Here is a 16,312-nt window from a genome sequence, read left to right on the forward strand (position 1 = left end):
CCAAAATCACTTTATTCTAAGTCCAATTATGGTATAATCATCTAGAGGTAATTATGCGAAAAAAAACACTCTTATGCTTGATTGCAGCCGTACTCCTTGTTAGTTGTAAAACTAGTGATGAAGCGAGTTCACAAGCAATGCAAATTTATAATGTATTTAAAGAACGAATTGTTGCCAATGCACAAAACGGTTCGGATAGTTATGATATACCCTTTAATTTCACTTTTGAAATTCATGAATTAGAAGGTGATGCTGTATCGTATACAGTGATTATTGATGAACCTAAGGTATTGATGAATCAAGTACAAATGATGGCACTTGATCCTGAACGTACTTCAGAATCTAAAATGGAACCTTCGATCGGTATTTTTGAAGAAGAAACATATGGATTAATTCCAAATCAGGTGGATGCTAGTCGTGGCTATCCAAAAGGTTTAGCTGTGAATGGGGAAAGTGAAACAAACACATTTGATATTTATGTGATGGTTTCTTATATGGAAGAAAACCAAAGCAATGTACGAGTGTTCTTTTCCACGTCCATCATTAACGGTGAAGTTGTGTATGTAAAAGAGGTAGAGCATGAAGAATAATAAGAAGTCATTACTCGTTGGAGGATTAGTATCCTCTGCGGGTTTATTTATTGCGAAGTTTTTAAGTATATTTTATACAATACCATTTGATGCGATTTTAAAGTCAGCTGAATATAAAGCGGTTTATGGGGGAGCATACGGGGTATACTCGTATGTATTAACCATTGCGCAAGCAGGTCTACCATTTGCGATTGCGACGCTTGTATCCCGTTATATGGCGCGAGATGACTACAAGACAACATTACTTGTACGAAAAGTGTCATTTTATACAATGACTGCTTTTGGCTTTATCTGTATGTTGTTTTTACTAGTAGCATCAGGTCCACTTGCTTCACAAATGGCTTCAAAGCCAGCACTTGTTCCATTGTATCGAAATTCACTTGTTATTTTATCACTAGCAGTGTTTATTATTCCCATACTAAGTAGTGTACGTGGATTCTATCAAGGACTAAAAGAAATTCATGTGTATTCAGCTTCGCAAATCGTCGAGCAAATCGTACGAATTTTATTTTTGCTTATCGTTAGTGGGATTGCTATTTATGTACTTGATTTTGGACGTTACTGGGCGGTCTATTTTGGTGTAATTGCGACAAGTGTTTCCGGTGTTGTGACCATTGCTTACATTAAACGAAACGACTCCAAAACTATTAAACCAGTTGTAGAATTAGCTAACCAACAAGAGAAAGAACCAGTTGATGCGAAAATTATCTTTCGTGAATTGATTATTCTTGCAATTCCATTTTTAATTAATGCTGCTTTTGGGTATTGTGATCAATTTTTAAATATCATTGATTTTAAACCAGGACTTGAAGCATTTGGTAGACAATCAGGTACCTTAATTAATGCGAGTATTATCGATATGTATCAAGATGCAGTACTCTATAAAGCGATGAAGTTAATTGCTATTCCAATGGTATTAGCACCAGGGTTTAGTTCAGCGATTTATCCATATATTACAGAAGCACGTGAACGCAATCAACCTAAAGTTGTAAGTAAATATGTAGTTGAATGTGTTGAGTCAGTTGTTTACATTTGCTTACCAATTTGTGTGGCCTTGGCATTATTTGCTAGACCGATTTTATACACGCTATATGGAGTAAGCGGTGAATACAGTGAATTATATGTCAATACATTGCAATGGTTTACCATTGAAGGAATTAGTGCAACGATATGTCCTATTTTTGCAAGTTTAGTTATTGCTCTAGGAAGACGTAAACAAATTATATATACTACGATGGTCTTTGGAGTGACAAAGCTTTTAACAAACCGTCTATTTATTTCGATGTTTGGGGTGCCAGGAATGGTGCTATCAAGCTTACTTGCATATATTATTTTTGCTGGATTGAATATCTATATTATCCAAAAAGAATGTCAAGTGAACTGGAAATACTCATTTAGAAAGTTAATCTTTATATTAACGGGACTTGTTGGAATGTTTTTAGTTTCTATGGTATTTAACTGGACAGGATTATTAAACTACAGTGGAAATCGGATTGTATCTCTTCTATTACTTGGATTTATGGGAATTCTTACTGTAGGTGTATATGCTGCAATTACTTTGTATTGTAATATTCCACAAAGTATTTTCCATTTTGATTTAGATGGAATTAAAAACAAGTTCAGAAGAGGTAAATGATGATTCGATTAGATAAATATTTGGCGCATTTAAAATATGGAACGCGTCGTGAAGTGAAAAAAATCATACGCAGTGGAGAAGTTACTGTAAATGGTGAAGTTGTACGAAATGATGATTATAAAATCGATGAAACAAAAGATGAAGTCATTTATGATGGCTTTATCTTAGACTATCAAGAATTCTACTACATTATGATGAATAAACCTGATGGGTATGTTTCAAGCAATAATGATGAACTAGATCCAAGTGTTTTGCATCTAGTTTTTGAACCCTATGCCTTTGATTTACAATGTGTTGGTCGTTTAGATGTCGACACAAAGGGATTGTTGATACTAACAAATGATGGGAAATTCAATCATGCAGTAACATCACCAAAACGTCATGTAGAAAAAGAATACGTGATGGATTTGGAACATCCACTACAAGAAGCGGATATTCAACAATTGTATGATGGTGTATGTATTGATGATGAAATAAGTAAAGCGATAAAAATAAAGCAAATTGCAGACATGCAATATGCTATGGTGATTGATGAAGGGAAATACCATCAAGTAAAACGAATGATGCATGCAGTACATAATGAAGTGCTAGGATTGAAACGCATTCGTATTGGTGATCTTTATTTAGATGAAAATTTAGATGAAGGAGAATATCGTGCATTAACAAAAGAGGAAGTAGAAATTTTAGGAGGGTAAAAGATGCAACAATATTTAGATTTATGTAAGTACATCTTATCAAATGGTGAAGACCGTGATGATCGTACAGGAACTGGAACACGTAGTGTATTTGGATATCAGACACGTTATGATCTACGTGATGGATTTCCATTAATGACAACAAAAAAGATGTTTTTACGCCCGATTGCTGAAGAATTACTTTGGTTTTTAAAAGGCGATACAAACATTAAGTATTTAGTGGATCGTAATGTCCGAATATGGAATGAGTGGCCATATGAAAACTTCAAGAAAAGTGATGATTATCATGGGGAAACATTAGAAGAGTTTGTTGAGTTGGTTAAAAGTCATGATGCAGATAGCGAATTTGTGAAAGTGCATGGAGCACTGGGACCAGTTTATGGTGCACAGTGGCGTGACTTTAACGGAGAAGGTATTGATCAAATCCAGGAACTTGTTGATGGGTTGATTAATAACCCATTCTCACGTCGTCATATCGTATGTGCTTGGAACCCTGCAAAAATCGATAAAATGGCACTTCCACCATGTCATGCGTTCTTACAATTCTATGTGAGTGCAGATAAAAAGTATTTATCTTGTCAGTTATATCAACGTAGTGCAGATGTATTCTTAGGTGTACCATTCAACATTGCTAGTTATGCACTAATGACTGCAATGCTTGCACAAGTTTGTGGATATGAAGCAAAAGAATTTGTACACACAATTGGAGATGCACATATTTATAAAGATCATTTTGATGTGGTAAATGAACAACTTACACGTGTTCCATTACCAAAATGCAAATTGTCTTTAAATTCAGAAGTGAAAAATATCTTTGATTTTACAATTGATGATATTAAAATCGAAAACTATGAAAGCTACGGAAAACTTGTCGGAAAGGTGAGTGTCTAATGGTTTCACTAGTAGTTGCAATGGGTGATAATCGGGTTATTGGTAAAGATGGATGGATGCCTTGGAATTTACCAGAAGATTTAAAAGTCTTTCGTAGCATTACATTAGATCACAATATTGTAATGGGACGTACGACTTTTGATAGTATGAAAAAGCCATTACCAAGACGTCACACTTATGTCGTAACAAGAAATACAGAGTATACATACGATCATGAAGCTGTAACGATAACACATGATTTAAAAGCGCTATTAGAGACATTTAAAAATAATGAAGATGTCATATATGTAGCTGGTGGTGCCCAAATTTATACAGAAGCGTTACCCTATGTAGATGAAATGTGGATTTCTTTAGTAGATGAACACTATGAAGGAGATACATTTTTCCCAGCTTTTGATCCAAATGATTTTATCGTAGTAACAAAAGAAAAAAAGGAAGGATTTACGTTAATACACTATCGTAAAAAGTGAGAAGGAAATGAACATTGTTGAAATAATTGAAAAAAAACGTGATAGACACGAATTAAGTTCACAAGAAATTGCATACTTTGTGGAGAGTTATGCAAAAGAAGAAATCGCAGAATATCAAGCCAGTGCATTGTTGATGGCAATTTATTTACGTGGGATGAGTGATCGTGAATTATCTGACTTAACCAAAGATATGATTGCAACAGGTAAGGTATATGACTTTAGTGATTTGGAAGGTATCTTTGTTGATAAACACAGCACGGGTGGTGTTGGTGATAAGACAAGCCTTGTACTTGCGCCAGTACTTGCAGTATGTGGTTTAAAAGTTGCTAAAATGAGTGGACGTGGTCTTTCTTTTACTGGAGGAACACTGGATAAACTAGAATCAATTCCAGGCTTTCAAGTAGCCATCTCTGAAGAAGACTTCAAGAAACAAGTAAGTGAAATTGGATGTGCCATTATCGGACAAAGCAACGATATGGTGTATGCAGATAAAAAAATGTATGCATTACGTGATGTTACAGGTACTGTAAGTAGTATTCCATTAATTGCATCAAGTATTATGTCTAAAAAACTAGCTGCAGGAAGCGATGTGATTTTACTTGATGTGAAGTGTGGGGATGGAGCATTTATGAAAGATGTTGAAAGTGCTACAGAACTTGCTAAACGTATGATTCAAATTGGTAAAGATGCAGGAAAAGTTGTGAATGCAGAAATCACAAGTATGAATGATGTCTTAGGAAGCATGGTTGGTAACTCATTAGAAGTACTTGAAGCAATCGAAACATTGCAAGGTAAAGTACATAATGATTTCTATGAACTTTGTGTACACTCTGCTGTTACATTGTTGCAATCATCAGGAATTTGTACAGATGAAAAAGCAGCACACGACATGGTAGTAAAAACGTTAAATGATGGTTCAGCACTTGCTAAATTTAAAGAAATGGTCGCAAGTCAACACGGAGATACAAGTGTAGTTGATGATCCATCAAAACTTACAATTAGTGATAAAACAATCGAAGTACTTGCAGATACAAGTGGATATATTTCAAAAATCCATGTAGAAGGAATTGGTTTACTAGGATGTGCTTTAGGTGCAGGACGTATGCGTATTGAAGATGCAATTGATCACAGTGTTGGTATTGAAGTATATAAGAAACATGGTGATGCAATTGAAGCTGGTGAAGCTTTATGTAAACTGTACTACAATGAAGTATTTGATGAATCATTTGTAAAACAAGCAAAAGATTGTTTCACAATTTCAAAAGAACCAGTGGAAGTAGAACCACTAATTTACACAGTATTATAAGATTTATGAATAAAGAAGGGAGTGGCAAAAGATGAAAATCGCTTTAGCCCAAATGAATGTGGTAGCAGGTAAGTGTGAACAAAACTTCCAATCCATGGAACGTTGTATCGCTCAAGCCAAAGATGATGGAGTCGATATCATCGTATTTCCAGAAATGTGTATTTCTGGATATCTATTGCAAGATAAGTTATTAGATGAAGCATTTTGTGCGTACGTACATAGCTTTAATGAGCGAATCCTTGCCTTAAGTGATACGATTGGTATTATCTATGGAAACCTGTATCATGGCGCTCTAGAAGGGATAGAAAAAGGTCGTGATGGACGAATCTTGCGTTGTAATTGTGCATTCTTTGCGCATAATCAACGTTGGGTAAAAAAAGAAAACGGAATCATGGATGGAATGCACATCAAGCATTTAAATCCAGATTATCGAATCTTTGATGATTCACGTTTCTATTTAAGCGGGATGGAGGTAAGTAATTATCTCTATAAGAAAATGGATGCACTCATCTCACCATTCCTATTTACAACAAAAGATAAAACCTATCGAATTGGACTTGAAGTTTGTGAAGATATTTGGTCATATGATTACAGTGTCGATCCTACGAAGATACTTGCGAATCAAGATGTTGATTTTATTGTGAATGTATCAGCGAGTCCATATACACGCAATAAAGAAATTTCACGAAATAAACAACTGCTGAAACATGCAAGTGAGCTTGGTGATAAAATGCCAATGGTTATTTATGTAAATGCAGTTGGTATGCAAAACAATGGTAAAAATGTAATTGTATTTGATGGAGATTCTACTGTATTTGATACAAGAGGAAAACCAATCTTCGCATGTAATGATGGATTCAAAGAAGAATATGCAGTTTATGATTTCCATAGCATTCGTTTAGATTCGTTCTGTGAAAATAAAATACTTGAAGCACTTACAGTTGCTTTATATGAATTTGATAAGCAAATGTTTCCATTTCAACCAAAGTGGATTATTGGTTTAAGTGGAGGCATTGATAGTTGTATCAATGCAGGTTTACTTGTAAAAGCATTAGGAGCAAACCGTGTGGTTGGTTATAACTTAGCCACAAAATACAATAGCGATCTTACAAAAAACAATGCAAAACAAGTTGCTGATACATTAGGTATTGAATTACGAAATGGTTCCATTGAAGAAGTTGTTGGGGCTACTGAAAAAACAGCACAGATGTATGGCTATGAAAAACCATATCCATCACTCGTTGTAGAAAATATTCAAGCTAGAGTTCGTGGACATATGTTAAGTACATTTGCAGCACTTGAAGGCGGAGTAATTGTAAATAATGCCAATAAAGTGGAAATAGCAGTTGGATACTGCACACTCTATGGTGATAGTATTGGTGCTATTTCACCAATTGGAGATTTAACGAAAGTAGAAGTATTTGAACTTGCTAAACAAATCAATGCATACTTTGGAAAGGAAGTAATTTCAAAAACACTCATTCCTGAAATTAAGGATGGAATGTTGGATTGGAAAATGCCTCCTAGTGCAGAATTGAAAGATGCACAAATTGATCCAATGAAATGGTATTATCATGATGAATTGATTCATCGTTTCTTTGATTATCCAACGATGAATGTGGAAGCCTATTTAGAAAACTATCTTGATGGCAGTATTTATGATGAAGAAATTGGTAAGTGGATACGATACTATCATTTAGATGATGGAAAAGCATTTATTGAAGATTTGGAGTGGTTTTTAAAGCAAATCGCAAATTCTGTCTTCAAACGAATCCAAATGCCACCGATTGTTAGTTTAAGTCGTGGAGCCTTTGGAAATGACTATCGAGAAGCACAACTCGGTGTGATTCAAAGTAAACGCTATCAAGAATTGAAAGAAAAGATACTCTTGCGTTGATTTTCTTTTGCATTTGCACGGTTTTATAATATAATAAAACATGGTATTTAAGGAGTGAGGGAATTGAATAAGGACAATATTGTCAATGACAAGGATGTCCGTTTGGCACTAACGCTTAAAACAAGTCAGTTGAAACGTGAACAAATCAAAAATATAACGTATCAGCAAGTCGTGAAAACGATGAAAGAATTTGTTTGGAAGAATAAGACCATTCGACATGTCCATGATGCAGTAAATGATGTTATGTCATTACAGGCATCAACCGTGGTCGCATACTTGTCGTATTGTGCAATTGAAAAAGGATCAAGCATGGGACTTGATAAAATCGAAGGGGTTATGAGAGGAGATTTGGATGAATAAAAAAAGACTCGTTGTCTTTCTGGTATCGGTAATAGCGATTATTGGAATTGTGGGTGTAAGCGCAAAACCAGCAATAGACAACATGAACCTAGGATTAGACTTAAAAGGTGGATTTGAAATTTTATATGAAGTATCACCACTAGAAGGTTCAGAAACAAAAAAAGTGGATATGGCAGCAGTAGCAAGCTCTGTATCAAAACGTGTAAATGTACTTGGAGTAAGTGAACCAGATATCACAGTTGAAGGGGATCGTATTCGTGTACAATTAGCAGGTGTACAAGATAATGAACAAGCACGTAATGTAATTTCTAGTAGTGCAGTACTTTCATTTAGAGATACATCTGACAACTTATTAATGGATGCAACGGTTTTAAAAGATGGTGGTGCATCATTAGCTTTTAATGAAGGAAAACCAATTGTTAACTTGAAAATTGCAGATACAGCTAAATTTTATGAAGTGACTTCTGCACTTTCACAAACATCAGATAAATTGATGGTTACTTGGTTGGATTACCAAGAAGGACAACGTTATGCTGAAGAAGCAACAAAAGCAGAGACAGAAGAAGGTCCTGCATATATTTCTGCAGCGAAAGTAAGTGAAGGTTTAAATTCAGAAACGGTAATGATTTCTGGTAACTTTACCGAAGAAGAAGCACAAGAACTTGTTGATTTATTAAACTCAGGATCTTTAAACTTCCAAATGAAAGAAATTTACTCGAATGTAGTAAGTCCTAATTTGGGAGAAGGTTCATTTGAATCAACAATGTTAGCTGGTGGAATTGGTATTGTTGCTATCGCGATTTTATTAATTGCACTATACCGTTTCTGTGGATTTATTTCTGCGCTTTCTGTAGCGATTTACTTAGTATCAACATTAGCTTTATATACACTATTAGGAGGAGTATTTACACTTAGTGGTATTGCTGCCTTAGTTCTTGGTGTAGGTATGGCTGTTGATAGTAGCGTTATTACATTTGAAAGAATTAAAGATAGTTTATACGCTGGACGTAGTGTGAAAAATGCCTTTAAAGAAGGTAGTCATAACTCACTATCAACAATTCTTGATTCACAAATTACAACCATGATTGCTGCATTAATTCTTTATATTTTCGGAACAGGAAGTGTTAAAGGATTTGCGACAATGTTGCTTATCTCAACAATTCTAGCAGTTGTATTTAACGTAACATTGGTACGTTTCTTACTTGGACAAGTTGTAAAAAGTGGATACCTTGATAACAAAAAATCTTGGTTTGGAATTAAGGAAGATTACATTCCAAATGTGCAAAGAGGAGAAACATACGAAGATCACTCACCATGGAAAAACTTTGACTTTGTTGGTAAAGCAAAATACTTTATTGCAATTTCAGCAGCTGTAATGGTGTTAGGAATTGGATCTATGGGATTCAATGGAATGAAGGGTGATGGTGTCTTTAACTTTGGTATCGATTTCTCAAGCGGTACAAAAATCACTTTAGAAAGCAAAGGTGGTTTAAAAGCTGATACCTTACAAAAAGAATTCGAGAAACTAGGTGTTGAACCTAGTGATATTACACTTTCAGGAAAAAACAATGAAATTGCATCTGTATCAATTAAAAAAGCGATTACAGAAGAGCAACGTGAACAAATTTCAGATTATATGACAGACACATATAAGGAAATTGAAGTATCAGATTCTACAGTTTCTCCAATTGTCGGTCGTGAATTAGTTAAAAATGCGATTATTATGTCATTACTATCTTGGCTTGCAATTCTAATTTATGTAAGTATCCGATTTAAATGGGACTTTGCAGTTAGTGGAATTGTTGCCTTGATTCATGATGTGTTTGTTATTCTTGCAGTATTTGCAATAACACGTATGGAAGTTACAACAGATGTTATTGCCGTATTGCTGACAATCATTGGATATAGTATTAATGACTCGATTGTAATCTTTGATAGAATGCGTGAAAACTTGAAAGGATTTACGCGTAAACAACCATCGCAAGAACAACTACGTGATATTGTAAATGTATCATTACGTGAAACATTTGGACGTTCCGTTGTAACTGCATCAACTACGATTTTACCAGTTATTGCACTACTTGTTTTTGGTAGCCGTAACATCTTCCAATTCAACGTAGCACTTCTTGTTGGACTAGTTGGTGGTTGTGTATCATCATTATTTATCGCACCACAACTTTGGTATGTGTTACGTTTAAAATTTAAAGTTAAAAACAAACCAAAGAAAAAACAAAAGAAATTAAAAGGACCACAAGAACGTATTATTCCTGGGGTTAACGATTAAATGACATATAGATTTCTCTGTGTATGCTATACATGGAGAAATCTTTTTTACTTTAATGAAATTCGTGCTTTTACGGGTGATTTTATATTGCTTACTAGTAAACTGTGATACAATACTTTCATGATATATGAAGAATATAAAGCAGATGATATAGCAAACATTGTCCAACAGTATCAAGTAGATCCACTCGTGGCAAAAGTGTTTAGTTATAATCAACTTACGAAAGCTCAAATTGAGCAAATTTTATATGATACGAAAACAACAGAAGACTTATCATATACAGATGCTAAGCCAATTGTAGAACGATTACATCAAGCAAAAGTGAATGGTGAAAAAGTTCTTATTTGTGGAGATTATGATGCAGATGGGATTTGTTCAACAACCATCTTGTATGATGCACTACAAATCTTTGGAATTACTTGTGGATACTATATTCCAAATCGTTTTACAGAAGGATATGGATTAAACAAGAAAACCGTTGAGATGGCAATTGAAAAAGGCTATAAAATATTGATTACAGTGGATAACGGGGTGAAAGCTTTTGAAGCACTTGCATATGCAAAGCAACAAGGCCTAACAATTATCTTAACTGACCATCACAGCTATGAACAAGATGAACTGATCTGTGATTACTTTTTGCATCCACAAATCATGCAAGAAGAATTTCATCATTTATGTGGTGCAGGTGTAGCTTTCATGATTAGTCGTGCACTTATCGGACGACACGATTATCATACAACACTAGCGGCAATTGCCACTGTTGCAGATATGGTTGGTGTACTTGATGCCAATCGAATTATTATCAAGGAAGGTTTATCATTTCTTAACCAAAACTGGTTTGCGAATATTCAACTACTTGCAGATGATAAAAGCACATGGACAACAACAAAAATCGGATTTCAAATTGCACCGAAGTTAAATGCGATTGGTCGATTAGCAGATAAAGCAAATGTAAATACAATTGTTCGCTACTTATTATTACAAAATATTGTGCAAATTGAACAAAGTGCAAAACAAATCAAATCAATTAATGGCTTACGTAAAGAAATCAGTGTTAAAAATGAAGCGATGGCATTACAAAAAGTAAATGCTGATGATGATTTTATGGTTGCATACTCAAAAGATTTTCATGAAGGTCTTAATGGTATTGTTGCGATGAAGCTTACACAAACCTATGGAAAAAGTGCCATGGTTCTTTCCAATAAGGATGGAGTCTTAAAAGGAAGTATTCGTTCTGTTGGTTTAGATTTACGACAGGTGTTTAAAGATATGGATGATGTTTTGCTTGCATATGGTGGACATAAACAAGCAGCTGGTATTTCATTTTATGAAAAAGATATTGATACAATTTATCAGCACTTGCAAAAAATCGCAAAAGAAGAAAGTGTGGAAGATGTTGCAGTGTATATTCCTTTGCAAAATGAGGACTTAACCATTGATCGTATTGAAAAACTTGAAGCACTGGATCCTTTTGGAATTGATTTTGCAAAACCAAAGTTTGCATGTACGATTGATGAATTTCAAATGAGTACATTAAGCTATGGAAAACACTTGAAAATACAAACATCAAATATGGACTTTTTATACTTTAATCATGGCCATGAATTAGCAAGTTATGAGCATAAAAAGTTGACTCTTATTGGCGATGTTTCAATAAATACGTTCCGTAATAAAAAAACAATAACCATGATTGTAGAATCTGTGTTATTATAACAAATGAGGTATGAAAATGGACTTAAAAAAATATATAGCTGAAATAGAAAACTTCCCAGTTGATGGGGTATTATTTAGAGACATTACACCGCTTATGCAAGATGGAAAAGCATTCCGTGAAGCGTGTGATGCATTAATTGCATTTGCTCTTGAAGTAGGTGCTGAAGTGATTGTTGGACCTGAATCTAGAGGATTCATTTTTGGTTGTCCAGTTGCCTATGCATTAGGTATTGGCTTTGTGCCAATTCGCAAGCCTGGAAAACTACCAAGAAAGACAGAATCAATTGCTTATGACTTAGAATATGGTTCAAATGAATTACATATTCATGCGGATGCAATTAAGCCTGGACAAAAAGTATTAATCATTGATGATTTGCTTGCAACAGGTGGAACTGTAAAAGCAACAATTGATTTAGTAGAACGTCTTGGTGGGGAAGTTGTAGGATGTGAATTCTTCAATGAACTTATGGAGTTAAAAGGTCGTGACTTATTAAAAGGTTACAAGATTAAATCAATTATTCAATATGACTAAAAGTGCGAATGCACTTTTTTCATAAGGTTATGTTATAATTTGTGTAATAAAGAGGAATTTTATGGAAGACAAGTTGATCACGTTTGAAGAGGTTATGGATGAGGTAAAGGCCTATATTAAAAAGGAAGAAAACCTAAAACTTATTCAAGATGCTTATGAATTCGCCGAAGAAAAACACCGGCCACAAAAAAGAAAAAGTGGTGCACCATATGTAGTGCACGTTTTACATGTGGCAAAAATACTAGCTGATTTACGTACTGGTCCTAGTACGATTGCAGCTGGACTACTTCATGATGTGATTGAAGATTGTGGGGTCACTAAAGAAGAATTCATTGAACGATTTGGTCAAGAAGTATATATACTTGTTGAAGCAGTTACGAAAATTGGTTCCTTGAAATTCAGTGATGAAGAAGAATATTTAGCAAGTAATCACCGTAAGATTTTTATTGCGATGGCAAATGATGTTCGTGTCATTTTAATTAAACTTGCAGACCGTTTGCATAATATGCGTACACTGCAATTCATGAAGCCAGAAAAACAAAAGAAAATTGCACAAGAGACCTTAGATGTCTATGCACCAATTGCACACCGTTTAGGGATTAGTGAAATTAAAAATGAATTGGAAGATTTATCTTTCCATTACTTAAATCCTGAAAAATACTATGAAATTGCCAAATTGGTAGAAAATAGAAAAAGTGAACGTGATGAACAAGTCCAAGAAATGATTCGCGAGTTTTCAAGTATTCTTGAAGAACATAATTTACCATTCCGTATGTTTGGTCGCAGTAAACACTTATATAGTATCTACAAAAAGATGGTAAATAAAAATAAACGTTTTGAAGAAATCTTAGATTTACTTGCCATTCGCATTGTAACAAACACGGAAGTAGGTTGTTATGAGATACTTGGATATATCCACGCGAAATATACACCAATTCCTGGTCGTTTTAAAGATTATATCGCTATGCCAAAGATGAACATGTATCAAAGTTTGCATACGACGATTGTTGGAATAGAGGGAAATATTTTCGAAGTGCAAATCCGTACAGAAATGATGGATGATATTGCGGAACGTGGGGTTGCTGCGCACTGGCGTTATAAAGAAAACTCAAACTATGTACCAAACCAACAACAAAAAGAAATAGAAGAACAACTACACTTCTTCAAAGATTTCCAATTGATGAGTGAAGATGTAAATGAAGATGCAAAATCATTTATGAATTTGATTTCTAAAGACATCTTTGAAGCAAATGTATATGTGATGAGTCCAAAAGGAAAAGTTATTGCACTACCAAGTGGATCGACACCACTGGATTTTGCATACCGTATCCATACAGAAGTTGGTCACCAAACCATTGGTGCAACAGTTAATGGTGTATTGGTTCCTTTAAATACACAACTAAAAACGGGTGATGTTGTTAACATCAAAACAAATAAGAATTCAAAACCAAGTGAAGATTGGCTAAAAATTGTAAAATCAAATCATGCGAAAAACAAAATTCGTTCCTATTTCCAACGCATCAAACAAGAAGAAAAAGAAGAAGGTGCAGAAAAAGGAAAGAAAATGCTAGAGGATGAATTACGTAAACGTGGTTATGAAACTAAAGACTATATGGTGAATCGTCATCTTGAAAATCTAGCTGGTCAATTTAAAATGCATACATTAACGGATTTGTATTACGCAATATTTGTTAAGGCGTTGCCATTACAAAATGCGATTGAAAAATTGACACACCAAAAAGCTGGAGCTGGTGAAACGGGAAGTAAAGATATCGAGTTCAAAACACACGCACCAACGAAAAAGGAACTTAAAGAACAAAGTTCAAGTAAGTATGGAGTGCATGTTCCAGGTATTGACAGTATTGTTATTAGTTTGGCACCATGTTGTTCGCCTGTGCCTGGTGATGATATTGTTGGATATATTACCAAAGGGCAAGGGGTTAAAGTTCACCGTAAAGATTGTCCGAATGTACAAGATCTAAAAGAACGTCTAATTGATGTGGAGTGGGAAGATAATCGTACTGTAAAAAACTATCCAGTACATCTTGTTATTCATTCTACAGATCGCAATTTCTTATTAAGTGATATTGTCACGGTATCTAGTCAAAGCAAAGTAGGAATGCAACATGTGGATAGTAAAGTAAATGAAGATGGAATTCATGCAACAACAAAATTAACTGTTCTTGTACAAAATCTTGATCAATTGCAAAATTTAATGACAAACTTAAAGAAAGTAACAAGTGTAAACTCAGTAGAACGTGTAATTCTATAGTTTCAAAAATAGAGGGATATTATGTCACTTATCTTATCGATTATTACAGCGATAGTCTTTTTGATACTATCACTAATCATTGAACATACAGTAGCTACTATCGTGGTAACTACTGTTTTTGCTATTCTTATGATGATTTTATATGTAAGTGTGACGAAAGATCATAAAAAACGTCTTGCAAATGATCCAGTTTATCAAGCAATCGTTACATCACTAAAGATTGAACAAACAACAGGATCACCTAAATATATCTATTCTATTCGTATTGATTTTAATGGACAGTATATAGGAGATATTCAAGAAACATATACAAGGGAAGTATTTGCAATCGACGATACTTTTGATGTATACATTGAAAAAGACAAACAAGATACGATTACACGTATGTATCGAGTAGAAGATACAAAAGATTTAGCGAAACAAGCATGGTCATTTTATATCCTAGTAGCACTTCTAATCATCGCAAGTGTTGTATCACTAACAAGCGATACAAGCGAACTTGAAATCTTTGGTCAAGGGTTTCGTAATGTGATATTTGCATTATTATCGTTAGTCATTGCAATCACTTCATTTTCTATGTATTTTGATGTGAAACAAAATCGATTGGTGTCTGTGCAAGCTAAAATTACTAAACTAACTGAAGTTACTAGAATACGTAGTGATGATCATTCGTCTTATGAGGTAACTTTTGTACATCCACTTTATAGTATAGAAGTTGATGGAAAACACTATGAATATATGGGACTATCGCAAGCAAAAAGTGATGATGTTATTGGTGTGTATAAAACAATTTATTATAATCCAGATACAATGCACTTCTTTGATGAGGATTCAACAAACCCAACAAAAAACTTAGTGATTGGGATTTGTGCGATTGCATGTATGCTTTTTTGTCTATTTATTTTGTAGAATACAAGTTAGTTGCTTCTTAGGTTGGATAGTTGTATAATTGCAAGCATGTTGAGGTAGTATTATGAATAGAAAAACTAGAAAAAAGATCCATGATCATAACTTTCCAAAAGAATCTTTTGACTGGTTAAAAGAAAAAGCAGTTACCTTTAGTGATGCTGTAATCGCAATTATCATCACAGTCATGGTATTGGAAATACCAATCCCAGCGCAAACAAGTGAGTACACAGACTTTATAAAATCCATTATTGTGTTTCTTATAAGTTTCTTTATTATCGCTTATTTTTGGATTTCTTATCATCGTATCATGAATGGTATTCATGCATTTACTAAATCTATATTAGTAATCAATTTTATCTTTTTAGCCTTACTAGCTTTGTTGCCAGTAATAAGTAAATGGGTTATGTTTTCAGGAAATACAACATCAGTGATGTGCTATGGAATATTGTATCTGATTGTGCAGTTGATACTGCTTTTCATGTTATATCAAGTAGTAGCATCTGGTGTAAATAGAACGGATAATCTTCAAATCTTACGTCATTTATTTTTTGGGCGCATGTACTTGAATTTATTACTAAATGTTATTTTAATCGCACTTGCAAATGTTGCTCATGATGTTATTATGGTGCTATATTTAGCAATGCCAATTGTATCATTTTTCTTCTTGCCGTTAAGTCGTAATCAAGAAAATGATAAAAAACCATTAGTTTCATAATTGTAAAACAACCACTTTATTAGTTGACGTTGACGAAAAATT

General features: G+C 34.2%; 14 protein-coding genes. All 14 read left to right on the top strand.

The genetic code is table 11. The annotated features are described in order from the left end of the window. The first annotated feature begins 53 nt into the window (after window positions 1-53). The 14 genes from EDD63_RS02295 (at window position 54) to EDD63_RS02360 (ending at window position 16,270) form a co-directional block, all read left to right on the top strand. Window positions 54-590: a hypothetical protein gene (locus tag EDD63_RS02295; protein ID WP_134168076.1), complete on the top strand. Its 537-nt coding sequence runs from the start codon at window positions 54-56 to the stop codon at window positions 588-590. Continuing rightward, the gene (locus tag EDD63_RS02300) at window positions 580-2,226 is read left to right on the top strand and encodes an oligosaccharide flippase family protein (RefSeq protein WP_134168078.1); all 1,647 of its coding nucleotides are present in this window, start codon (window positions 580-582) and stop codon (window positions 2,224-2,226) included. The genes EDD63_RS02295 and EDD63_RS02300 overlap by 11 nt, the downstream gene beginning before the upstream one ends. Then, on the top strand, window positions 2,226-2,921 hold the full coding sequence (locus EDD63_RS02305; RefSeq protein WP_208318288.1) for a pseudouridine synthase: 696 nt from the start codon (window positions 2,226-2,228) through the stop codon (window positions 2,919-2,921). The genes EDD63_RS02300 and EDD63_RS02305 overlap by 1 nt, the downstream gene beginning before the upstream one ends. A gap of 3 nt (window positions 2,922-2,924) precedes the next feature. After that, window positions 2,925-3,812, top strand: coding sequence for a thymidylate synthase (gene thyA / locus EDD63_RS02310; RefSeq protein ID WP_134168082.1), 888 nt, complete (start codon window positions 2,925-2,927; stop codon window positions 3,810-3,812). Next, window positions 3,812-4,282, top strand: a complete 471-nt coding sequence (locus tag EDD63_RS02315) for a dihydrofolate reductase (RefSeq protein ID WP_134168084.1) — start codon at window positions 3,812-3,814, stop codon at window positions 4,280-4,282. Before thyA ends, EDD63_RS02315 begins: the two co-directional genes overlap by 1 nt. Before the next feature lie 7 nt (window positions 4,283-4,289). Then, entirely contained in the window at window positions 4,290-5,588 is a 1,299-nt protein-coding gene (locus EDD63_RS02320; protein WP_134168087.1) for a thymidine phosphorylase, read from the top strand. A gap of 31 nt (window positions 5,589-5,619) precedes the next feature. Continuing rightward, window positions 5,620-7,485 carry an NAD(+) synthase gene (nadE, locus tag EDD63_RS02325; RefSeq protein WP_134168089.1) on the top strand — a complete coding sequence of 622 codons (1,866 nt, stop codon included), beginning with the start codon at window positions 5,620-5,622 and terminating at the stop codon, window positions 7,483-7,485. A 63-nt stretch (window positions 7,486-7,548) separates the two neighbouring features. After that, window positions 7,549-7,845, top strand: a complete 297-nt coding sequence (locus tag EDD63_RS02330) for a post-transcriptional regulator (RefSeq protein ID WP_166667516.1) — start codon at window positions 7,549-7,551, stop codon at window positions 7,843-7,845. Further along, entirely contained in the window at window positions 7,838-10,129 is a 2,292-nt protein-coding gene (secF, locus tag EDD63_RS02335; RefSeq protein WP_134168093.1) for a protein translocase subunit SecF, read from the top strand. Before EDD63_RS02330 ends, secF begins: the two co-directional genes overlap by 8 nt. 120 nt (window positions 10,130-10,249) lie before the next feature. Continuing rightward, window positions 10,250-11,842, top strand: coding sequence for a single-stranded-DNA-specific exonuclease RecJ (locus EDD63_RS02340; protein ID WP_134168095.1), 1,593 nt, complete (start codon window positions 10,250-10,252; stop codon window positions 11,840-11,842). Window positions 11,843-11,858: 16 nt separating this feature from the next. After that, window positions 11,859-12,374, top strand: coding sequence for an adenine phosphoribosyltransferase (locus EDD63_RS02345; protein ID WP_134168097.1), 516 nt, complete (start codon window positions 11,859-11,861; stop codon window positions 12,372-12,374). A 61-nt stretch (window positions 12,375-12,435) separates the two neighbouring features. Continuing rightward, window positions 12,436-14,646 (top strand): RelA/SpoT family protein, encoded by a 2,211-nt coding sequence (locus tag EDD63_RS02350; RefSeq protein ID WP_134168099.1) that lies wholly within the window; start codon window positions 12,436-12,438, stop codon window positions 14,644-14,646. Window positions 14,647-14,667: 21 nt separating this feature from the next. Continuing rightward, window positions 14,668-15,555 carry a hypothetical protein gene (locus EDD63_RS02355; RefSeq protein ID WP_134168101.1) on the top strand — a complete coding sequence of 296 codons (888 nt, stop codon included), beginning with the start codon at window positions 14,668-14,670 and terminating at the stop codon, window positions 15,553-15,555. A 64-nt stretch (window positions 15,556-15,619) separates the two neighbouring features. Then, window positions 15,620-16,270 (top strand): TMEM175 family protein, encoded by a 651-nt coding sequence (locus tag EDD63_RS02360; protein ID WP_134168103.1) that lies wholly within the window; start codon window positions 15,620-15,622, stop codon window positions 16,268-16,270. Window positions 16,271-16,312: the final 42 nt, after the last annotated feature.

It is taken from the genome of Breznakia blatticola, assembly GCF_004365815.1.
GTDB lineage: Bacteria > Bacillota_I > Bacilli_A > Erysipelotrichales > Erysipelotrichaceae > Breznakia > Breznakia blatticola.